The organism is Paraburkholderia sp. SG-MS1, from assembly GCF_012275575.1.
In the GTDB taxonomy this organism is placed as follows: domain Bacteria; phylum Pseudomonadota; class Gammaproteobacteria; order Burkholderiales; family Burkholderiaceae; genus Paraburkholderia.
This window is the reverse complement of record NZ_NPIH01000174.1, coordinates 41,729-63,500: the sequence shown is the minus strand read 5'-3', so window position 1 is coordinate 63,500 and position 21,772 is coordinate 41,729. Positions and strand designations below refer to the sequence as shown.

Annotated in this window: 19 protein-coding genes and 1 pseudogene; 7 read left to right on the top strand and 13 right to left on the bottom strand. The window is 64.2% G+C overall.

Annotated elements, in window-relative coordinates:
• Positions 1–39: 39 nt before the first annotated feature.
• Positions 40–1,239, bottom strand: coding sequence for a formaldehyde dehydrogenase, glutathione-independent (fdhA, locus tag CIC12_RS13845; protein ID WP_168664663.1), 1,200 nt, complete (start codon positions 1,237–1,239; stop codon positions 40–42).
• Between the two features lie 245 nt (positions 1,240–1,484).
• Here fdhA and betI point away from each other — a divergent pair, with 245 nt between their 5' ends.
• The 3 genes from betI to betA are packed head-to-tail and all read left to right on the top strand — an operon-like array spanning position 1,485 to position 5,288.
• On the top strand, positions 1,485–2,090 hold the full coding sequence (betI, locus tag CIC12_RS13840) for a transcriptional regulator BetI (protein WP_168664662.1): 606 nt from the start codon (positions 1,485–1,487) through the stop codon (positions 2,088–2,090).
• A 12-nt stretch (positions 2,091–2,102) separates the two neighbouring features.
• Positions 2,103–3,572 (top strand): betaine-aldehyde dehydrogenase, encoded by a 1,470-nt coding sequence (gene betB, locus CIC12_RS13835; protein WP_168664661.1) that lies wholly within the window; start codon positions 2,103–2,105, stop codon positions 3,570–3,572.
• 12 nt (positions 3,573–3,584) lie between these two features.
• Positions 3,585–5,288, top strand: coding sequence for a choline dehydrogenase (betA, locus tag CIC12_RS13830; RefSeq protein WP_168664660.1), 1,704 nt, complete (start codon positions 3,585–3,587; stop codon positions 5,286–5,288).
• Between the two features lie 138 nt (positions 5,289–5,426).
• Here the strand turns inward: betA and CIC12_RS13825 are convergent, their stop codons facing one another.
• The 4 genes from CIC12_RS13825 to CIC12_RS13810 form a co-directional block, all read right to left on the bottom strand.
• Positions 5,427–5,828, bottom strand: a complete 402-nt coding sequence (locus tag CIC12_RS13825; protein WP_168664685.1) for a hypothetical protein — start codon at positions 5,826–5,828, stop codon at positions 5,427–5,429.
• A 204-nt stretch (positions 5,829–6,032) separates the two neighbouring features.
• Positions 6,033–6,809: a molybdopterin-dependent oxidoreductase gene (locus tag CIC12_RS13820; RefSeq protein WP_168664659.1), complete on the bottom strand. Its 777-nt coding sequence runs from the start codon at positions 6,807–6,809 to the stop codon at positions 6,033–6,035.
• A 15-nt stretch (positions 6,810–6,824) separates the two neighbouring features.
• Positions 6,825–7,451, bottom strand: a complete 627-nt coding sequence (locus tag CIC12_RS13815; protein WP_168664658.1) for a cytochrome b/b6 domain-containing protein — start codon at positions 7,449–7,451, stop codon at positions 6,825–6,827.
• A gap of 70 nt (positions 7,452–7,521) precedes the next feature.
• On the bottom strand, positions 7,522–7,761 hold the full coding sequence (locus CIC12_RS13810) for a pentapeptide MXKDX repeat protein (RefSeq protein WP_168664684.1): 240 nt from the start codon (positions 7,759–7,761) through the stop codon (positions 7,522–7,524).
• A 272-nt stretch (positions 7,762–8,033) separates the two neighbouring features.
• Here CIC12_RS13810 and CIC12_RS13805 point away from each other — a divergent pair, with 272 nt between their 5' ends.
• From CIC12_RS13805 to ampC, 3 genes are all read left to right on the top strand, one after another.
• Positions 8,034–8,606 carry a sigma-70 family RNA polymerase sigma factor gene (locus CIC12_RS13805; protein WP_168664657.1) on the top strand — a complete coding sequence of 191 codons (573 nt, stop codon included), beginning with the start codon at positions 8,034–8,036 and terminating at the stop codon, positions 8,604–8,606.
• Entirely contained in the window at positions 8,603–9,244 is a 642-nt protein-coding gene (locus CIC12_RS13800) for a DUF1109 domain-containing protein (protein WP_168664656.1), read from the top strand. The genes CIC12_RS13805 and CIC12_RS13800 overlap by 4 nt, the downstream gene beginning before the upstream one ends.
• A gap of 128 nt (positions 9,245–9,372) precedes the next feature.
• Complete coding sequence (gene ampC / locus CIC12_RS13795) at positions 9,373–10,545, top strand: class C beta-lactamase (RefSeq protein ID WP_168664655.1); 1,173 nt, start codon at positions 9,373–9,375, stop codon at positions 10,543–10,545.
• A gap of 61 nt (positions 10,546–10,606) precedes the next feature.
• Here ampC and CIC12_RS13790 read toward each other — a convergent pair whose 3' ends face one another.
• The 7 genes and pseudogenes from CIC12_RS13790 to CIC12_RS13760 all read right to left on the bottom strand — a co-directional run bounded on the left by CIC12_RS13790 (position 10,607) and on the right by CIC12_RS13760 (position 19,237).
• Positions 10,607–12,025 carry an MFS transporter gene (locus CIC12_RS13790; RefSeq protein WP_168664654.1) on the bottom strand — a complete coding sequence of 473 codons (1,419 nt, stop codon included), beginning with the start codon at positions 12,023–12,025 and terminating at the stop codon, positions 10,607–10,609.
• Positions 12,026–12,185: 160 nt separating this feature from the next.
• Complete coding sequence (locus CIC12_RS13785) at positions 12,186–12,449, bottom strand: hypothetical protein (RefSeq protein WP_168664653.1); 264 nt, start codon at positions 12,447–12,449, stop codon at positions 12,186–12,188.
• Between the two features lie 68 nt (positions 12,450–12,517).
• Positions 12,518–13,174, bottom strand: coding sequence for a sarcosine oxidase subunit gamma (locus tag CIC12_RS13780; protein ID WP_168664652.1), 657 nt, complete (start codon positions 13,172–13,174; stop codon positions 12,518–12,520).
• Positions 13,164–16,166 (bottom strand): sarcosine oxidase subunit alpha family protein, encoded by a 3,003-nt coding sequence (locus CIC12_RS13775; protein WP_168664651.1) that lies wholly within the window; start codon positions 16,164–16,166, stop codon positions 13,164–13,166. The genes CIC12_RS13780 and CIC12_RS13775 overlap by 11 nt, the downstream gene beginning before the upstream one ends.
• The gene (locus tag CIC12_RS13770) at positions 16,163–16,477 is read right to left on the bottom strand and encodes a sarcosine oxidase subunit delta (protein WP_168664650.1); all 315 of its coding nucleotides are present in this window, start codon (positions 16,475–16,477) and stop codon (positions 16,163–16,165) included. Before CIC12_RS13770 ends, CIC12_RS13775 begins: the two co-directional genes overlap by 4 nt.
• A 21-nt stretch (positions 16,478–16,498) precedes the next feature.
• The gene (locus tag CIC12_RS13765) at positions 16,499–17,743 is read right to left on the bottom strand and encodes a sarcosine oxidase subunit beta family protein (RefSeq protein ID WP_168664649.1); all 1,245 of its coding nucleotides are present in this window, start codon (positions 17,741–17,743) and stop codon (positions 16,499–16,501) included.
• Positions 17,744–17,823: 80 nt separating this feature from the next.
• Positions 17,824–19,237, bottom strand: a pseudogene (locus CIC12_RS13760) (L-serine ammonia-lyase).
• A 356-nt stretch (positions 19,238–19,593) separates the two neighbouring features.
• Here CIC12_RS13760 and CIC12_RS13755 point away from each other — a divergent pair.
• Positions 19,594–20,676, top strand: coding sequence for a GlxA family transcriptional regulator (locus CIC12_RS13755; protein ID WP_168664647.1), 1,083 nt, complete (start codon positions 19,594–19,596; stop codon positions 20,674–20,676).
• A gap of 150 nt (positions 20,677–20,826) precedes the next feature.
• On the opposite strand, the gene CIC12_RS13750 is transcribed toward CIC12_RS13755, so the two are convergent.
• Positions 20,827–21,762 (bottom strand): choline ABC transporter substrate-binding protein, encoded by a 936-nt coding sequence (locus CIC12_RS13750; RefSeq protein ID WP_168664646.1) that lies wholly within the window; start codon positions 21,760–21,762, stop codon positions 20,827–20,829.
• Between the last annotated feature and the right edge of the window lie 10 nt (positions 21,763–21,772).

Here is a 21,772-nt window from a genome sequence, read left to right as displayed (position 1 = left end):
TTGTCGCAATGGTGCTTCAGTACCCGCCTGAGTGCATCGTCAAGCCGCTTTCAACAGGCCGTGAGGGTCGATCACAAACTTCTTCGGCGCGCCGCCATCGAATTGCCGGTAACCATCAGGCGCGTCGTCTAGCGACACCACCGTCACGTTGACGATATCCGCAATCGGCAAGCGGTCCCACAAGATCGCCTGCATCAGATTGTGGTTGTACTTCATGACCGGCGTTTGCCCGGTGTGGAACGAATGCGACTTGGCCCAGCCGAGCCCGAAGCGGATGCTCAGGCTGCCTTTGCGGGCAGCGGCGTCGGCGGCACCCGGGTCGTCGGTCACATACAGTCCCGGAATGCCGATCGCGCCCGCCGCGCGCGTGATTTCCATCAGCGAATTGAGCACCGTGGCCGGCGCTTCCTCGCGCGCGCCGCTGCTGCCGTGGCCATGCGCCTCGAAGCCGACGCAGTCTACTGCGCAATCCACTTCGGGCTTGCCGAGTATCTGCTCGATCTGCTCGCCGAGCGTGGCGTCCTTCGATAGATCGATGGTCTGAAAGCCCATCTTGCGCGCATGCGCGAGACGCGCCTCGTTCATATCGCCGACGATCGTGCAGGCCGCACCCAGCAATCTCGCCGACGCCGCCGCGGCCATGCCCACCGGCCCCGCGCCCGCGATATACACCGTCGCGCCGGGCTTCACGCCCGCCATCACCGCGCCGTGATAGCCAGTCGGCAGAATGTCGGACAGACACGTGAGGTCGCGGATTTTCGACATCGCCTGCGCGCGGTCGGGAAACTTCAGCAGATTGAAGTCCGCGTACGGCACCATCACGTACTCGGCCTGGCCGCCGATCCAGCCGCCCATGTCCACGTAACCGTACGCGCCGCCCGCCCGCGACGGGTTCACGTTCAGGCACACGCCGGTGTGCTGCGCCTTGCAGGTCGGGCAGCGTCCGCACGCTACGTTGAACGGTACGGACACGAGGTCACCGATTCTGAGCGTCTCGACGTCGCGGCCGATCTCGATCACCTCGCCGGTAATCTCGTGACCGAGCACGAGGCCGACTTCGGCGGTCGTGCGGCCCCGCACCATGTGCTGATCGGAGCCGCAAATATTCGTGCTCACCACTTTCAGAATCACGCCGTGGCCAATCGACCGCCCGCGTGGATCGACCATCTTCGGATAGTCGATCGACTGCACTTCCACCTTGCCCTGCCCGAGATACACGACGCCGCGATTGCTGCTCATTGTCCGTCTCCATGTCTTGTGAGCGGCGCGACCGAGTGCGGGTTTTCAGCGCGGCACGCCGTTCAACGAGCGTAACGTGCACCGGCGTCGAGCACATGTAGCTCACGCGACACGAGTTTGGCTGGAACCGACACGTGAAGGAACGCTGTTTATATTGATTGACCGTTCAATATAAATAAACTTACCATGCGCCATCGAGTCCATACTGGCGGCTCGCACGTGGGTGCGCCGCCGTCTCCACCACCATGCCTAAACTCGGAATGCGCGAAATCCGCCGCGCGCAGCTCATCGACGCCACCCTGCTCACGATCGACCAGAGCGGTCTCGCGGGCGCGACGCTCGCCTCGGTCGCACAACGCGCGAGCATTTCCACGGGCATCGTCAGCCACTATTTCGGCGACAAGGACGGCTTGCTCGAAGCTACCATGCGTCACGTGCTGCGCGATCTGTGGCAGGCCACCGCGAGCCGTCGCCGGGCGGCGAAGGCGGACCCGCGCGCGAAACTGCGCGCAGTGGTCGCCGCGAATTTCGACGCCGCGCAAACCAGCGGCCCGGTCATGAAAACGTGGCTCGCGTTCTGGTCCGAGAGCATGCACAAGCCGCAGTTGCGGCGACTGCAATACGTGAACACGCGCCGGCTGAACTCGAATCTGTGCGCGGATTTTTCGAAGGCGCTGCCGCGCGCGGCGGCGCGCCGTGCGGCGAGCGGCCTCGCGGCGCTGATCGACGGCTTGTGGCTGCGCGGCGCGCTGTCGGGCGAACCGTTCGACACCAGGGCGGCGCTACGCGTCGCGAACGACTATATCGACCTGATGCTGGCGGCGCGCAATCAGGCCAGCGGCATTTCCTGAAAGGAGCACGTGATGGCGGTATTCGCAACGCAACGTCTGTACATAGGCGGCGCTTACGTCGATGCAACCAGTGGAGAAACCTTCGACACGCTCGACCCCGCCACCGGCGAGACACTCGCGAGCGTGCAGCAGGCATCGGCGGCCGATATCGAGCGCGCAGTGCAAGCGGCGCAAGCCGGGCAACGCGAGTGGGCCGCGCTCACGGCGATGCAGCGCTCGCGCATTCTGCGTCGCGCGGTGGACCTGCTGCGCGAGCGCAACGACGAACTTGCGCTGCTCGAAACCCGCGACACCGGCAAGCCGATCGCCGAAACGCGCACGGTCGATATCGTTACCGGCGCGGACGTGATCGAGTATTACGCGGGGCTTGCCACCGCGATCGAAGGCCAACAGATTCCGCTGCGCCCCTCGTCGTTCGTCTACACGCGCCGCGAGCCGCTCGGCGTGTGCGCGGGCATCGCCGCATGGAACTACCCGATCCAGATCGCGTGCTGGAAATCGGCGCCCGCGCTCGCGGCCGGCAATGCGATGATCTTCAAGCCGAGCGAGATCACCCCGTTGTCGGCGTTGAAGCTCGCGCAGATCTACACCGAGGCCGGCGTGCCGGCGGGCGTCTTCAATGTCGTCCAGGGCGACGGCCGGGTCGGTGCAATGCTCGCCGCGCATCCCCACATCGAGAAGATTTCGTTTACGGGCGGCGTCGAAACGGGCAAAAAAGTGATGTCGCTCGCCGCGTCGTCGTCGCTGAAAGAAGTGACGATGGAGCTCGGCGGCAAATCGCCGCTCATCGTGTTCGACGACGCCGACCTCGAGCGTGCAGCCGACATCGCGATGAGCGCCAACTTCTTCAGCGCGGGCCAGGTCTGCACCAACGGCACGCGCGTGTTCGTGCAACGCAGCGTGCTGGAGCGGTTCGAAGCCTTGCTGCTCGCGCGGGTCGAACGTATCCGCGTGGGCGCGCCCACTGACGCGGATACGAACTTCGGCCCGCTCGCGAGCGCCGCGCAATTGCAGAAGGTGCTCGGCTATATCGATAGCGGCGTTCATGAAGGCGCGCGCTTGCTGGCGGGTGGCCGGCGCCTGACCGAAGGTCATTTCGGCCGCGGCCAGTATGTCGCGCCGACCGTCTTCACCGGTTGCCGCGACGACATGCGCATCGTGCGCGAAGAAATCTTCGGCCCGGTGATGAGCATCCTCGTATTCGACGACGAGGACGAAGCGATCGCGCGCGCGAACCTTACCCCTTATGGCCTCGCCGCGGGCGTCGTCACCGAAAATCTCGCTCGCGCGCACCGCGTGATTCATCGGCTGGACGCCGGCATCTGCTGGATCAACACGTGGGGCGAGTCGCCCGCGGAAATGCCGGTGGGCGGCTACAAGCAATCGGGGGTCGGCCGCGAAAACGGCATCACGACGCTCGAACACTACACGCGCATCAAGTCCGTGCAGGTCGAACTCGGCCCCTATCAACCGGTATTCTAAGGAGCGGCGGCGATGGCCTCGAACGAATACGACTACATCATCGTGGGCGCGGGTTCGGCGGGTAACGTGCTCGCGTCGCGCCTCACCGAAGACGCCGACGTGACGGTGCTGCTGCTCGAAGCAGGCGGCCCCGACTACCGTTTCGATTTCCGCACGCAGATGCCGGCCGCGCTCGCGTATCCGCTGCAAGGACGCCGCTATAACTGGGCGTATGAGACGGACCCCGAACCGCACATGAACAACCGGCGCATGGAGTGCGGACGCGGCAAGGGGCTCGGCGGCTCGTCGCTGATCAACGGCATGTGCTACATCCGCGGCAATGCGCTCGATTACGACGGCTGGGCCGCGCGGCCCGGCCTCGCGAACTGGACCTATCTGGATTGCCTGCCGTATTTCCGCCAAGCCGAAACGCGCGACATCGGCGCGAACGCGTATCACGGCGGCGACGGCCCCGTCCACGTGAGCACCAGCAAGCCGGGCAACAACCCGCTCTTCGCCGCGATGGTCGAGGCCGGTGTGCAGGCGGGCTTTGCGCGCACCGACGATCTGAACGGCTATCGGCAGGAAGGCTTTGGTCCGATGGATCGCACGGTCACGGCCAACGGCCGCCGCGCAAGCACCGCGCGCGGCTATCTGGATCGCGCGAAAACGCGGCCGAATCTGACGATCGTCACGCATGCGGTAACCGACCGCGTGCTGTTTTCGGGCAAGCGTGCGGTCGGCGTCGCGTATCTGCGTCACGGCACAGCGGCGAACGTGCATGCGCGCCGCGAAGTGCTCGTGTGCAGCGGCGCAATCGGATCGCCACAACTGCTGCAACGCTCTGGCGTGGGACGCTCGACCTGGCTGCGCGAGTTCGACGTGCCGCTCGTGCACGATCTGCCGGGTGTCGGCGAGAATCTTCAGGATCATCTGGAGATGTATATCCAGTACGAGTGTAAGGAGCCGGTGTCGCTCTACCCCGCGTTGCAGTGGTGGAACCAGCCTGCCATCGGACTCGAATGGATGCTCAACGGCACGGGCATCGGCGCAAGCAATCAGTTCGAAGCGGGCGGCTTCATCCGCACGCGCGACGACGACCTGTGGCCGAATCTTCAGTATCACTTCCTGCCGGTCGCCATCAACTACAACGGCTCGAATGCGATCAGGATGCACGGCTTCCAGGCGCACGTCGGCTCGATGCGTTCGCCGAGCCGGGGCCGCGTGAAGCTCACCTCGCGCGATCCGCATGCACACCCCAGCATCCTGTTCAACTACATGGCCGATCCGCTCGACTGGCGCGAGTTCCGCGACGGCATCCGGATCACGCGCGAAATCATGCGTCAGCCGGCGCTCGGCCGTTATCGCGGGCGCGAGCTGAATCCCGGTGCCGAACTGAGCACCGACGCGCAACTCGATCAGTTCGTACGGATGCGCGCGGAAACGGCGTTTCATCCGTCATGCTCGTGCAAAATGGGCTATGACGACATGGCCGTGGTCGACAACGAGGGCCGCGTGCATGGCATCGACGCGCTGCGGGTCGTCGATGCGTCGATCATGCCGCGCATCACGACTGGCAATCTGAACGCGCCGACCATCATGCTGGCCGAGAAGATCGCCGACCGGATTCGTGGGCGGGAGGCGCTGGCGCGTGTCGACACGCCTTACTTCGTTGCGAATGGCGTGGCGTCGAGAAAACGTGAGAGCAACCAGTGGAACGACGTTGTGAAGATGTAAAGCGCGCTCAGTGCATGTTCGATCTGAAAAACTGAAGCGCCTTTTCATCGAACTCTTTGTGGAAGGCTACGCGGTCGAATCCAGTCTCATGCGCGGTGACGACTGACCTGACCGCCCGCCCAGCGCGTCACAGGTTCGCTACCCGAAAACCCGAGCCCACGCCGCGCGAAGGCGTCGCGCCCGATCTTCGAAGAGATACGACGCGGCCAACGTCAGGAGAGCGGAGATCACACCGGTCACGATATGCTCCACATAGGGGATGCGGTAGTGGCTCTGGTGGGCGTAAGCGTCGCCTATCGCCGTCAGCAAACCGACTAGCAGCGCATTGCTATATCGGTGCTTATAGAATCGGGCCGCTGGCGTGAAAGTCAGCAAGACCGCCAGCAGCCCGGTCAGCAGACCGGTCTGCAATGCGATCGTCCAGTGGGCGAGGCTCATGAGATTGCCCCAGCTGCCGGGCATACAGGTCATGCACGCGCTGGTCGGCTGCCAGAAACGCTGGATAAACAACCGCAGGCGGCGCTTCCATTCGCTTGACATGAACGATGTCCTCGGCAATGCCGACACCGCCATGCGTTTCATCCGCGCGGCGTCCAGGCGTTCCAGCGAGCCCGCTTCCGGTTCATGGATCGACGTGCGCATGGGCACCCGATCGCGCTCGAGCGGGAAGCTGAGCCTGGTAGCGATATTACTCCGCACTCACTGCTTGCGCATCTCGGCCGGTTCCGGTGTTCGGCCCGCGACTCACGATCCGCCAAACCAGTTATAGCCCTGATCGACCCAATAGCCACCTGGAAACGTGTTGGTCACGAAAATCTCCATGATGTGCTTCGGATTCTTGTAGCCGAGTTTGGTCGGCATTCTGAGCTTCATCGGATAGCCGTATTTCGCGGGCAATTGCTGACCGTCAAAGGTAAAGGTCAACAGCGTCTGCGGATGCAGCGCCGTTGGCATGTCGATGCTTTCGTAGTAGTCGTCAGCGCATTTGAAGCCGACGTATTTCGCCGACGTGTCCGCACCGACACGCTTGAGAAATTCGGCGAACGGCGTGCCGCCCCATCGGCCGATCGCGCTCCAGCCTTCGACACAGATATGCCGCGTGATCTGTTCGGTTTTCGGCAATGCGTCAAGGTCGGCGAGCGTCCAGTCCTTCCTGTCCTGCACGAGGCCGCTCACTTTCAGGCGGAAATCGCCGCCATCGACGTGCGGCACATCGTCGATCCCATAGAACGCATTGAACGGGAACGGACGTGTGATCTGTGCTTCGGTGTAGGTCGGTGCGAGACGGTTCGGGTCGAATAGCCAGCCTTGCACGCGGTCGTTCATTCCCGACACGCGCGATAGAAAGGTCTCGACCGATTTATCGTCCGACAGGCTGCATCCGGTCAGCATCGCCAACCCGCCCAGTGTGATGATGCGTTTGCCGAACAGACGCCGTGACGGCATATCGAGCTCACGCCGCACGTCGAGGCTGAGCGACTCGCGATCGACGCCCGATCGCGACGGTTTGAATGGCTTCACAGGAGTAGTCCTCGGTTAGCGGCCACGAATCATCGTGAGCAACGAGCGCGGCACGAGCGCGACCATCGTCAGGTGAATCACGATGAAACCGGCCAGCAGCGCCATCGCGCAGAAGTGAACCACGCGCGCGTTGTCATATCCGCCCATCAGTTCGCGCAGTACCGGAAACTGCACCGACTTCCAGATCGCGAGCCCCGATACGATCAGCACGGCTATGTCGAGCATCGCGAACAGGTAGGCGAACTTCTGCACTGCGTTGTAGCGGCTCGGGTCCGCATGCGACAGGTGGCCTTTCAAGGCTTCGCGCAGGTCGTGCAGGACCGCGCGAGGCGACAGCGGGAAAAACTTCGACCGGATGCGGCCCGTGACGAGGTTCATCGCCAGATAAAAGAGTGCGTTGAAGAACAGCAGCCACATCGCCGCGAAGTGCCATTGCAACGCGCCGCCGAGCCAGCCGCCGAGCGTGAGGCCGGTCGGGATCGTGAAACCCCGGAACACCGGGGACGCGTCGTAGATTCGCCAGCCCGACAGCATCATCAGCACCACGGCCAACGCGTTGAGCCAGTGTGCGATGCGCACCCATGCGGGTTGCAGGGTGCGTGTCGCGTCGGGCAACGCACCAGATTGAGGGAGAGCTTTCATTCCGAATCTCCGTGAAGCCACGAGGCTCAGGTGCGTTCGCCGCACGATGCCAGGAACGCACCTGCGTGCCTTACTTGCTCATCGCGTCGTCTTTTTTCATTGCGTCGTCTTTTTTCATCGAGTCGTGCTTCATCTTGCTGCCGTCCTTCTTCATCGAGTCTTTGGACATCGAATCTTTGGCCATCGAGTCCTTGCTCATCGCGTCTTTCGACATCGAATCGTTGGACATGGCGCCGCTCGCCTGGGCGAACACCGAACCACCGCTGACAAGCAAGGCGGCGGCGACTGCTGCGATTGCAATGCGTTTCATGACAACTCCTGGAGTGTTGTTGGTCGGGCCGCCGCCGCTCATGGCTAGAGCTTGTGGCCGGCCCGCGGGTGTTAAACAGACTGCTTTGCGGCAACTACCGATGCGTCGTCATCGCGCATCTGTGAGGTAGTTCGCTGCGTGTCCCGGCGCGGTTACAGCACGCGCAAAGTTTTTTCTCTTCAACAGACAAAAAGAACGCACGCGACGCAGTCCTCGCCGCCAACGCCCGAGGCGATGGAATAAACTCCTGTTTCCTGTAACCGACGTCCCCGATGAATCGAACTACCGATATCACCGCAGCGCAGGCAAAAGAGGCCCATCTGCGAGCCCTGTTTTTGCGCGGCCTGGACGCAGACGCTGCCGCCTACCGGCAATTCCTCGCGGAACTGGGCGCGCACCTGCGTGGCTTCTTGCGGCGGCGCCTTCACGATAGCGCGGCCGATGTCGAGGATCTGGTGCAGGAAATATTGCTGGCGGTTCACAATGGACGGCATACGTATCGCGACGAGCAGCCGCTGACCGCGTGGATTCACGCCATCGCGCGCTACAAGCTGACGGATTACTTTCGGGCGCGTTCGCGCCATGACGCGCTCAACGATCCGCTCGACGATGCATTCGAATTGCTCGCCGCGCCCGATCTCGAACCGGCGCAAGCCCGGCGCGACGTGGGCAAGCTGCTCGAACAGTTGCCCGATCGTCAGCGTCTGCCGATCATGCATGTCAAGCTCGAAGGGCTGTCCGTGACGGAAACCGCGCAGTTGACCGGCTTGTCGGAGTCCGCGGTCAAGATCGGCGTGCATCGTGGACTCAAGGCGTTGGCCGCAAAGATTCGAGGAAGCCGATGAAAACGGATGAATTCATCTCTCTGCTGGCGACCGGTGTCGCGCCGACAGACCGTCACGCGCTCACGAAACGCTTTGCCGTCGCGGTGCTGAGCGGCGCGGCCGGTGCGACGCTGATCATGGCGGGGTTGCTCGGCGTCCGGCGCGACCTCGCTGACGTCGCGCTCACACCGATCTTCTGGGCCAAGGTCGCGTTGCCGCTGTGTCTGATGCTCGGTTCGCTGTGGATGTCGACACGGCTCGCGCGGCCGGGCGGGCGCGCCGGCGCCAGTGGCTGGCTGATCGCCGCGCCGGTCGCAGCGGTGTGGCTGGCCGGCGCGTATGTCTTGATGGGCACACCCGACGACGGCCGGCTCGCACTCGTGCTCGGCAAAACCTGGCGGGTCTGCCCGTTCAATATCGCGATGCTGTCGGTTCCGGGCTTTGTCGCCGTGTTCTGGGCGCTCAAAGGACTGGCGCCGACCCAGCTCGCGCTGACGGGCGCCGCGGGCGGCTTGCTGGCTGGCTCGACCGCGACGCTCGCCTATTGCCTGCATTGTCCGGAGATGGGCATTCCGTTCTGGGGCGCGTGGTATCTGCTGGGGATGCTCGTGCCGACGGTGATCGGGGCGCTGCTCGGCCCGCGGCTGTTGCGCTGGTAACCGGTCTGGCACACTCCACAAGATTTTCTTTACCCTCGTGCAACTTATCCTCGATTGTCAGCGCGCGGCGAAAGCCGGATAGTGCGACTCGGCCAACCTGCCGGCCGACATCCAGGAAAACGCTGCCCATGAAGTCCAAAACAATCAGTCTTATCGCAAGCACCATGTTTGCACTGTGCACGGTGCCATCCGTGAGCCGCGCCGCCGATGCCCCGCTCGAGCGGATCAAGCCCACCGTCGACGCGGCGATTCAACCGCTCATGGCGAAATACCGCGTTGCGGGGATGGCGGTCGGCGTGATCGTCGAGGGCAAGCCCTACGTGCTCAACTACGGCGTCGCGTCGACGCAAACCGGCCAGCCGGTCACGCGCGATACGTTGTTCGAACTCGGCTCCGTCAGCAAGACATTCACGGCGACGCTCGCGTCTTATGCGGGCTTGACCGGCAAGCTGTCTTTGTCGGACCCGACGGCAAAGTATTTGCCGTCGCTGCGCGGCACGCCGTTCGGCAGCGTGAGCCTGCTCAACCTGGGCACGCACACGCCTGGCGGGCTGCCGTTGCAGGTGCCCGACGACATCCACGACAACGACCAGCTGATGCAGTACTTCGCCGCATGGCAGCCCGCCTATGCGCCCGGCACGCAACGCACGTATGCCAACCCCGGCATCGGCACGCTCGGCCTGATCACGGCGAAGAGCATGGGACAGGACTTCACCGCGCTGGTCCAGCAACGTGTGTTTCGCGCGCTCGGCATGACGGGCAGCTACTTTGACGTGCCGAAAGCGAAGATGCCGGACTACGCGCAAGGCTATACGAAGCAGGACGCGCCGGTCCGCGTGGCGCCCGGCGTGTTGTCCTCCGAAGCCTATGGCATCAAGTCGACCGCGACTGACATGCTGCGCTTCGTCGCGGCGAACATGGATCTGATCCCGCTCGACAGCACGCTCCAGCGCGCGATCACGGCGACGCACACGGGCTACTTCAAAGCAGGCGTGCTGACGCAGGATCTGATCTGGGAGCAGTATCCGTATCCAGTCGCGTTGAAGACCTTGCAGGAAGGCAATTCGCCAGAGATGGTCCTGCATGCGAAGCCTGCCGCTGAGATCAGCCCGCCGCAGCCGCCGAGACAGGATGTATGGATCAACAAGACCGGTTCGACCAATGGCTTCGGCGCGTATGTCGCGTTCGTTCCGGAAAAGCATCTGGGTATCGTCATGCTCGCCAACCGGAACATCCCGAACGACGCACGCGTGAGCGCCGCTTATCGGATCCTGACGGCGCTCGCGGGCAGCGGGCATTGAAGGCACGCTGAACGAGCGCGGGCGCTGGGCATGCCCTGTTTTGCCCGGCACCCGCCGACGTTCACTCCCGCACCGGACTCAACGCCCCATGCGGGTCCGCTTCGACCGCTTCCGACACGAGCGTCTCCAGCGCCAGCCCGCGCGTTTCGATCCCGAGTATCCACACCGCCGCGGCGGCGATCACAAAGCACATCGCGCCGAGCGAAAACACGCCGCCCTGGCCGAACATCGGCAGCACGACGCCGACCACATACGGCCCGATCAGCGACCCTACCCGGCCGATCGCGGACGCGAACCCCGAGCCCGTGGCGCGCGCGCCGGTGCCGTAGAGTTCGGGCGTGTACGTGTACAGCACCGCCCACATCGCGAACAGAAAGAACTGCATCCCGAGCCCGGCGCAAATCAGCAGCGTCGGCGTTTGCGCGTGAAGCGCGGTCTGTCCGTAGACGTAGGCCATCACCGCGCTGCCGGCGAGCGAAGCGATACAGGTCGGCTTGCGGCCCCAGCGCTCGACGAGCCACGCCGCGCAAATGAAGCCCGGAATCCCGCCCAGCGAAATCAGCACCGTGTACAGCACCGACTTCGTCACCGCGAAACCGGCTTGCTGCATCAGCGCACCGAGCCACGACGTCAGCCCGTAAAAACCGAGCAGCGCGAAGAACCACAGGGTCCACACCATGATCGTGCGGCGCCGGTAGGCAAGGCTCCAGATCTCGCGGAACGCGCCGCCGCCCTTCGCCGCGGCCGGTTCGGCGAGCATGGCCGGTGCGCGCAACTGGCTCAGGCCTTTCGCGCGCATCACCTTCACTTCGATGTCGGCGAGAATGCGGTCGGCTTCGGCATGGCGTCCGCGATGTTCGAGCCAGCGCGGCGACTCCGGCACCACACGCCGCACGATCAGCACGAATACAGCGGGAATCGCGAGCAGCGCGAACTCGGTGCGCCAGCCGAAGGCCGGCAGCACGAAGTACGACACCACGCCCGAGGCGATGAAGCCGAGCGGCCAGAAGCCGTCCATCAGCGCGATCAGCCGTCCGCGCGAGGCGGCCGGCACGAACTCCGACAGCAAGGTCTGCGCGATCGGAAACTCCATCCCCATGCCAAAGCCGAGCAGCACGCGATAAAAGATCAGCGCCTCGACGCTCTGCGCGGTCGAACACAGATACGACGCGAGGCCCCACAGCACCATGCTCCACTGAAACACCGGCCGGCGCCCGAAGCGATCGGCGAGCAGGCCCGCCACCGCCGCGCCGATCACCATGCCGAAGAAGCTCGCACTGGCGACGAGGCCCGTGGTCGCGCTCGATAACTGGAACTCGCTTTTGATCGAGCCGAGCACGAACGTCATGGTGCCGAGGTCGACGGAATCGAAGAAGAATGCAATCGCGATGATGACGAAGATGGTCCGGTGATAACCGGAGAACGGCAGTCGTTCGAGCCGGGCGGCGGCGCTCGCGCGTGGCTGAAAAGTGGTAGACATGTCATCCCCTCGTTGATGCGGCGGCAGCCGCGTGAGTGTTCCGGGCAGCGTTTTCAGTAGACGCCGACATAAATCGTCCACATAGAAAGAATGCGTCATCGGAATGGAACGGGGGCGTCGCGTTGGACGCGTGGCACGCGGGCGCGAGGGACGCGAAAAGTTAGAGACGCAACCGCGCACGCGCGGCGCCGGCGATGCGCGCAAGCGTGTCCGCACTCAGGCGCGCGGCGATTTTTTCGACGTATTCGTGATGGTGCGTCTGCAGCGGCGCGCCGAGTTGTTGCGCGAGCAGATAAGGGATCAGCGCGATGCGCCGGTGCCGCAGCACGATGCTCTGATCGAGCAGCGCGAGCGCGGCAGCGGCGTCGCCTTCATGGCACGCGCGCTCGGTGAGGCGCGCGGTGGCTAGACGCATCGACGGCATGGCATGGGCGGGGAGTCGCACGAGACCGGATGCGCGGCGAGCGATGCGTGTGCACCGCTCGCCGCGCGTTACGCCGTCAGCGGCTCGGCCGCGTCGAGCATGATCCTGACGAAGTAGTCGGCGAAGCTGCGGCGCACGACGATCTCGAAGCTGTCCGCGCCGGTATGCAGCAATGTCATCGATGCCTTGAAATAGTGGCTCTGCGCGCATTGTCCGGCGCCGAACAGTGTGGGATGCAGGTCGAGCGGGCAACCGCGCGCCAGCACGTCACGCACGCGCGCGCCGCTGATTTCGAGCACCGTATAGCCGCTGCCGACATCCACCGCCGACGCGAACACACCGCTCAACGCGGCGCCAAGTTTCGCCTGCAACGGCGCGGTGCGCGTGGCATCGTGCGCGGCGGCCGAGCGGACGAGCCACTCGTCCGGGCCGAGCCACAGCATGTCGTAGCCGTTGCCGCGCGCGACCGTGTTCGCCTTTTCCGGCGGCGTGCAACCGATCACGCTCTGCACCGCGTTCACGAATGCCGCGTCGCGCGTGTCGCCACGGACGTTGACGAGTTCCAGAAACGGCCGCTCGCTCAACCTGAAAGCGGCGGACGCCGTGGCCTGATGCTTCTTCAGCAACGCACCCGCGCCCACCAGCGGCGACTCCTGCCACACACCCGTTTGTCCACCCACGGCGCGATCCACGATCGATACCATCCCGCCTGTTTCATTCCACATGTTGACGTGCTCCTTCGCTGTCGTAGAACACCGAACTGGTGACCGTGGCTGCGATCTGCTTGCCGCTCGACAGCGGAATCGTGACCGTTGCGCCGATCTTATCGAGACCGCCCTTCAGGACCGCCATCGCGATCGAGCGCTTCAGGATCGGGCTGTAATAGCTCGACGTGACGTGCCCGAGCATCGGCGCGGTGTCACCCTGGAACGGCCCGGCGACGATCTGCGAGCCTTCCGGGATCACCAACGACGGATCGTCCGACAGCAATCCGACCAGTTGCTTGCGCCCCGCCTTCGCGGTGTCCGAGCGCGTGAGCGAGCGCTTGCCGAGAAAGTCCTTCGACTTCGCGACGAGCCCGCCCATGCCGAGGTCGTATGGCGTCATCGAGCCGTCCGTATCCTGGCCGACGATGATGTAGCCCTTTTCCGCGCGCAGCACGTGCATCGTTTCGGTGCCGTACGGCGTGATGTCGAATTCCGCGCCTGCGGTCATCAACGCTTCCCATACCGCGCGCCCGACGTTCGCCGGCACGTTCACTTCGTACGCGAGTTCGCCCGAGAAGCTGATGCGCATCACACGCGATGCCGCGCCGGCCACGGTGCCCTCGCGATAGCTCATGAACGCAAACGCCGCGTTCGCGAAGTCGATGTCGTGGCAGACCTTCTGCAAGACCTTGCGGCTGTTCGGACCGACCACGGCAAACGTGGCCCAGTGATCGGTGACCGAGGCGAGCCGTACGCGCATGTCCGGCCATTCCGTTTGCAGCCAGCGTTCGAGCCACGTGAGCACGCGCGCCGCGCCGCCGGTGGTGGTCGTCATCATGTAGTGCTGGTCGGCCAGACGCACGGTCACGCCGTCGTCGAAGACCATGCCGTTTTCGTCGAGCATCAGGCCATAGCGGCATTTGCCGACTTCCAGCTTGCTCCAAGGATTCGTATAGACCCAGTTCAACAGCTTCGCGGCATCGGGGCCCTGAATGTCGATCTTGCCGAGGGTCGACGCGTCGAGTATGCCGACGCTCGTACGCACCGCGAGCGATTCGCGCGCAACCGCCGCGTGCATGTTCTCGCCTGCCTTCGGATAGTACCAGGGCCGCTTCCAGTTGCCGACATCCTCGAACGCCGCGCCGTTTTCGACGTGCCATTCGTGCACAGCCGTCTTGCGCACCGGATCGAGAAACTCGCCCAGCTCGCGGCCCGCAAAGGTGCCGAAGGTGACCGGCGTGTAGTTTGGCCGGAAGGTGGTCGTGCCGGTCTCGGGAATCGTCTTGCCGAGCGCCTGCGCGAGAATCGCCATGCCGTTGATGTTGCCGAGCTTGCCCTGGTCGGTGCCGAACCCCATCGCGGTGTAGCGCTTCACGTGTTCGACGGATTCGAAGCCTTCGCGTGCGGCGAGGAAAATATCCGCTGCCGACACGTCGTTCTGGAAATCGACGAACTGTTTGGGCCCGCGTGTCGCGAGCTCGCGGCCGCCGACCAGCCACAGCGGCGCAAGCTTCGCCTCGCTCAGCTCGGCCACCTGCAGCGGAGCCGGCCGCGCGACGATGTGACCGGCGGCGCGCGCCGCCTCGACGCCCGCATCGACCGCAAAGCGGATGCCTTGCCCCAACGTGAAGTCGCCCGCGCACGCACCCACGCTGGTCTCGGCCTGCATCGCCTTGCCGGGCACGAAGCAGGCCTTGTCGTCATGCCAGTGCGCCTTACCGCCCGACTGCGCGAACAGATGCAGCACCGGGCTCCAGCCGCCCGACATCGCGAGCAGATCGCATGGCAATGCGCCCTGCTGCGCGCCGACCTGTCCGTTCGAATACGACGCTACGTCGACCGACGCGACGCGCAGCTTGCCGTGCGCCGCCGTGACGACCGCGCCGTTCATCACCTTGATGCCGGAGCGGCGGGCCAACGCTGGCAACGTGCCCTTTGATTCGCCCGCACGCGCATCGATGACCGTCACCTGCGCGCCGGCCGCCTTCAGGTCGAGCGCGCATTGATAGCCGTCGTCATTGTTGGTGAACACCGCCGCGTTGCGGCCCGGCAGCACCGCATAGCGATGCAGATAGGTCGACACCGCCGACGCCAGCATCACGCCGGGCAGATCGTTGTTGCCGAACACGATCGGCCGTTCATGCGCGCCGGTCGCGAGAATCACGCGTTTCGCGCGGATTTTCCACAGCAGCTCGCGCGTGCCCTTGCGTTGCGATACCGGCAGATGCTCGGTGAGCCGCTGCGTGACCGTCACGAGGTTATGGTCCTGGTAACCGAACGCGGTGCTGCGGGACAGGATCTTTACGTCAGGCATTTGGCGCAATTCGTCTTCCACCTTTTGCACCCATTGCAACGCGGGCTTGCCGTCGATCTCCGCGCGGCACGACAGCAGCGAGCCGCCGAGTTCCGCCTGATCGTCCACCAGCGTCACGCGCGCGCCCGACAATGCCGCCGCATGCGCCGCCGCGAGACCGGTCGGCCCGCCGCCGACCACCAGCACGTCGCAATGCGCAAAGCACTTGTCGTAGCGGTCCGCGTCGGTCTGCTCGGGCACCTTGCCGAGACCAGCGGCGTCGCGGATCGCTTCTTCGTACTTCGGCCAGAATTTGCGCGGCCACATGAAGGTCTTGTAGTAGAAGCCCGCCGGAATGAAGCGCGCGATCTTCTGGTTGATCGCCATGCGGTCTTTCTCGATGCTCGGCTTCGCGTTCACGCTGGTGGCCACGAGTCCCTGATACAACTCCACTTCGGTCGCGCGCGCATTCGGCACCGTGTAGGCGCCGGTTTCGAGTTGCACGACCGCGTTCGGCTCCTCGACACCCGCTGTCACGATGCCGCGCGGCCGGTGATACTTCCAGCTACGCGCGACGAAGTGCACACCGTTCGCGAGCAGCGCGGAGGCCAGCGTGTCGCCGTGATAGCCCTGGTATCTGACGCCGTTGAACGTGAAGCTGAGCGCAATCGCGCGGTTGATGCGCCCGCCGCTTGGCAGTCGGTCTTTCTGGCTCATGATGCTTTGCCCTCTTGTGCTTTGGCGTCGTTGCCATCCATGACGAGTAGCGGACGCTCGAATGTCTCGTAGCCCTGGATCTCGTAGCTCACCGTGTCGCGCTGCGCCTTGAACCAGCGCCGGCAGCCCTGCGTATGCAGCCACTGCTCGCGATGCACGCCGCGCGGGTTCTTGCGCATGAACAGGTAGTCGCCCCATTCCTTGTCGGTGAGCGTACCGGTGTCGAGCGGACGGGCAATATCCGCTTCGCCGCCGCAAGAGAATTCGGTTTCGGCGCGGGGACCGCACCACGGGCATTCGATCAGCAACATGTGTGGGACTCCGTTAGTGAGTTAGTGAGCCACGGCCGCCGCGCCGTGCTCGTCGATAAGATGACCGGTATAGAACCGCTCCAGCGAAAACGGCGCATTCAACGGATGCGGCTCGTCCTTCGCGATGGTGTGCGCATAAGCCCAGCCCGAACCCGGCGTCGCCTTGAACCCGCCCGTGCCCCAACCGCAGTTGAAGTAAAGCCCCTTCACGTCGGTCTTGCTGATGATCGGGCACGCATCCGGCGACACATCCACGATGCCGCCCCACTGGCGATTCATCCGCACGCGGGAGAACACCGGGAACATTTCGACGATCGCTTCGAGCGTGCCTTCGATGATCTGGAAACTGCCGCGCTGCCCGAAGCCCGTGTACTGATCGACGCCCGCGCCGATCACCAGATCGCCCTTGTCGGACTGGCTGATGTACGCGTGCACCGCGTTCGACATCACGACCGTATTGACGACCGGCTTGATCGGCTCGGACACGAGCGCCTGCAACGGATGGCTTTCCAGCGGCAAGCGCACGCCAGCCATATCCGCGAGCGTCGAGGTATTGCCCGCCGCGACCACTGCGACCTTCTTCGCCTTGATGAAACCCTTCGTGGTATCCACGCCGACCACCTGGCTGCCGTTGCGGCGAATGCCGGTGACCTGGCAGTTCTGCACAATGTCGACGCCCGCCTGGTCGGCGCCGCGTGCGAAGCCCCAGGCCACCGCATCGTGCCGGGCCACGCCGCCGCGCCGCTGGATCGATGCGCCGAGCACCGGGTAGCGGCTGTTCAGATTGATGGTCGGCTCGATGTCCTTGATCTGCGCGGGCGTGAGGAATTCCGCGTCCACGCCGTTCAGGCGGTTCGCGTTCACGCGGCGCTCGGTGTCGCGTACGTCCTGCAGCGTGTGCGCGAGGTTCATCACGCCGCGCTGGCTGAACATCACGTTGTAGTTGAGATCCTGCGAGAGCCCTTCCCACAGCTTCATCGCTTTCTCGTACAGCGCGGCCGATTCGTCCCACAGGTAGTTCGAGCGCACGATGGTCGTATTGCGCGCCGTGTTGCCGCCGCCGATCCAGCCTTTCTCCAGCACGGCGACATTGCGCACACCATGTTCTTTCGCGAGGTAATACGCGGTGGCGAGACCATGCCCGCCGCCGCCGACGATCACGACGTCGTATTCACGCTTGGGCTCGGGGCTCTTCCACTGTCGCTCCCAGTTCTCGTGATACGACATCCCGTTGCGCAACAGGCTGAATATCGAATAGCGGCTCATCGTGGGTCCTTGTCAATGCTGTCTTAACTGTTGCCTGGTGTTGCGTATTCGTGCTTCACTGAAACTTCAACGCTCGAACTTCAACACTCGATCACGTTCACGGCCCAACCCGCCGCGCGACGTCTCCTTGTACTTCGTCTTCATGTCGGCGCCGGTTTCGCGCATCGTCTTGATCACGTTGTCGAGCGAGACGTAGTGCTGGCCGTCGCCTTTCATCGCCATGCGCGCGGCGTTGATCGCCTTGATCGCGCCCATCGCGTTGCGCTCGATGCACGGAATCTGCACGAGGCCGCCGACCGGGTCGCAGGTCATGCCGAGGTTGTGCTCCATGCCGATCTCGGCGGCGTTCTCCACCTGGGTCGGCGTGCCGCCCATCACGGCGGCAAGCGCCGCGGCGGCCATCGAGCAGGCCACGCCCACTTCGCCCTGGCAGCCCACTTCGGCGCCGGAGATCGATGCGGTTTCCTTGTAGATGATGCCGATCGCCGCGGCGGTCAGCAGAAAGTCGACGATGCCCGCATCGCTCGATGCATGCATGAACTTCACGTAGTAGTGCAGCACCGCCGGAATGACGCCGGCCGCGCCATTGGTCGGCGCGGTGACGACGCGCCCGCCCGCCGCGTTCTCTTCGTTGACGGCCATCGCATACAGGTTGACCCAGTCGAGCATCGAGAGCGGATCGCGCAGCGACTCCTCCGAGCGTGCCCGCAGTTGCGCGCACAGATCGGCCGCACGGCGTTTCACGTGCATCGGACCGGGCAACTCGCCGCGCACTGTGCAGCCGCGTTCGACGCAGGCGGCCATCGTGCGCCAGATCGTCAGCAGCCCCTCACGCACTTCGCGCTCGGGACGCGCCGCGCATTCGTTGCGTAATGTCACCTCGGCGATCGACAAACCGCTCTCGCGGCACACGCGCATCAGGTCGTCGCCGGTACGAAACGGATACGGCACGTCCATGCCGGTGCGCAGACCATTCACGCGATCGCCTTCGCGATTGACCACGAAGCCGCCGCCAATCGAGTAATACTCTTTCTCCACCAGCAGCTGGCCGTTTTCGTCGAATGCCTGAAAGCGCATGCCGTTCGGATGCACGAAGCTGGAACCCAATGCGCCCAATGCCCCTGGTACACCCGGCATCAGCTTGCGGAAGAAACCGAGGTGCTCGCGCTCGTCGAAGGCGACCGGATGCTTGCCGAGCAGCGTCAGTTGCTTCGTTTCGCGGATCGCCCGCAGACGCGGCTCGATCAGGTCCGGGTCGATCAGGTCGGGCAGATTGCCTTCGAGCCCGAGCAGCACCGCCTTGTCCGTACCGTGCCCTTTGCCGGTTGCGCCGAGCGAACCATACAGAGCGACTTTCACGCGGCGCACGAAGCCGAGCAGGTTCGCGTCTTCGATATACGAAGCGAAGCGGCATGCGGCGATCATGGGCCCGACCGTGTGCGAGCTCGAAGGGCCGATGCCGATCTTGAACAGATCGAAGACGCTGACGTTCATGGCGTGCCTTCTACGTTGCGGGCGTTGCGCTGCCTCGGTGGAGTAGTTCTTATTGCACCGCAAGGCAATCTGAATCGATAGAATAAAAACGGCATGACAGTGGGATAGTGGCGTCAAGCGGGCTGCCCGCCAAGCTCGGCGGCGTATTTGCGATGACTTCTGACGCATTTGCGACAGGCGTCCAGGTTGCGGCTGGCGATGCTGACGTTGCACTGGGTGCGCCGCCATAAAGGGCTCTGAAAAGGGCTCTGAAAAGCGCCAACAATCTTCGTCAAACGCAGGGAAACCACCCGATAAAGCGCCCGCCATCCCCAGTGCTATGCTTGACTTCACCCTTCCCCTTGCCGCCTGCATGCATGAATTCCGCTGAACCGCTTTCCCCTCAATCGATCGACGGCACGTCGACGCAGCGCATTCGCTTCGGCATCATCCTGTTGCCGAACTTCACGCTGACCGCGTTCTCGGGTTTCGTCGACCTGTTGCGCCTGTCCGCGGACGAAGGCGATTTCAGCAAACCGGTGCGCTGTTCGTGGAGCGTGCTGGGGGAAACCCTCGCTCCCGTGCGCGCGAGTTGCGGCATCCAGATCACGCCGTGGGAAACCTTCGACAATGCCGAACCGTTCGATTACGTCGTGGTGGTCGGCGGGCTGCTGCATTCGGGGCCGGCCGCGAGCGACGCGACGCTCGCGTTCATTCGCCGCGCCGCCGCCACCGACGCGACGCTGGTCGGCATGTGCACCGGCGTGTTTTCGCTGATGCGCGCGGGCGTGCTCGACGGCCACCGTATCTGCGTAAGCTGGTTTCACTACTGGGATTTCATCGAGCGTTTTCCGTCGGTGAATGAAGAAGCGCTGGTCGCCGATCGCCTGTTCGTGATCGACCGGCGGCGCATCACGTGTTCGGGCGGACGCGCGTCGATCGACGTGGCCGCGGCAATCCTGCTACGCCACTTCGAAACCGCCACGGTGCACAAAGCGCTGCGCATCCTGCTCGTCGACGACCTGCAGAAAGGCAACGCGCCGCAGCCGCATCCGCCGGGGCTCGCGCCTGCCACGCATCCGAAGGTCAAGCGCGCGATCCTGCTGATGGAGCAGCACGTGGGCCGTTCGCTGCCGCTCGACGAACTCGCGCGCAAGCTCGACCTGTCGCCGCGCCAACTCGAACGGCTTTTCAAGGCGCAGACCGGCAAGGCGCCGCAGGCCTACGCGAAGCAGGTGCGCTTGCGCACTGCCGCGTGGCTGCTGACGAGTTCGGACAAGACCGTCGCGGACATCGCGTCGAGTTGCGGCTTTTCGGACGCTTCGCATCTGGGCCGAGAGTTTCGCAAGCAGTTCGGCTTGCCGCCGGTCATGTACCGTGAACAGCGCGGCACGGCGGCACAAGTTGAAGACGGCTCCGGCTATGACGAGACGTTTCCGGGTCGGGCTCAGGCGATTTGACGCGGGGCATTGGCGGGCGCACGCATGGTTGCTCGTTCGGCCGTTGCGTTCACGCGCGTTGAACGCAACGGCGTTCGCCGTCGTCCTGTCATGTGCCTGCATGCCGCTGCGATGGGACACCGCCCGTGATAATGCGAGCACTCAAAGCGCTCACTGCCCCGCTATGTAAGCCTTCACCGCGGGCAAGCCGTCCTTGCCGTCGAACGTCTTGACACCCGCCAGCCACTTGTCCAGCACGCCTGGATTGTCCTTCAGCCACGCGCGCGCGGCCTTGTTCGGATCGGTCCTGTTCATGATCGGCAGCATCACGTGGTTCTCGATGTCGGTCGAGAACTGCAGGTTCGACACCAGTTTCGCGACGTTCGGACAGCGCGTCGAATAATCGTTCGACGTGACCGTCAGCACTTTCGCTTCGCCGTAGTTCGGGCCGAACACCGCGTCGCCGCCGGACAGATAGTCGATCTTCATCTGCACGTTCATCGGATGCGGATCCCAGCCGAGAAACACGATCGGCTTCTTCTCGCGGATCGCGCGGTTCACCTCGACCAGCATGCCCGCCTCGCTCGACTCCACGAGCTTGAACTTGCCGAGCCCGAACTGGTTGCTGTCGATCATCTTCCGGATCTCCGCATTGCCGTCGTTGCCCGGCTCGATCCCGTAGATCCTGCCGTCGAGCTTGTCGTAATTGTTCGCGATGTCGGCGAACGTCCTGAGGCCCGCCCGATACGTGTAATCGGGCACCGCCAGCGTGTATTTCGCGCCGGTCAGGTTCGGCGGGGTCAGCACGGTGATCTGACCGCCCTTTCTGAACGGCTCGATCATCGGGTCCATGGTCGGCGACCAGTAGCCGAGAAACACGTCGATCTGTTTGCCCTTCACGCCCGCGAAAGTAATTGGCACCGACGCGATCGTCTTGCTCGGCTTGTAGCCGAGTCCTTCGAGCAGTGTCGACGCGAGGCCGGTGGTCGCCGCGATATCGGTCCAGCCGACATCCGCGAAACGGACGTTGCGGCAGGTGGCGGGTTCCGCGGCAAAGGCGGACGATACAGACAGCGCGCACAACGACGCGGCCCACAGACGTTTCATGGCGTTCCCT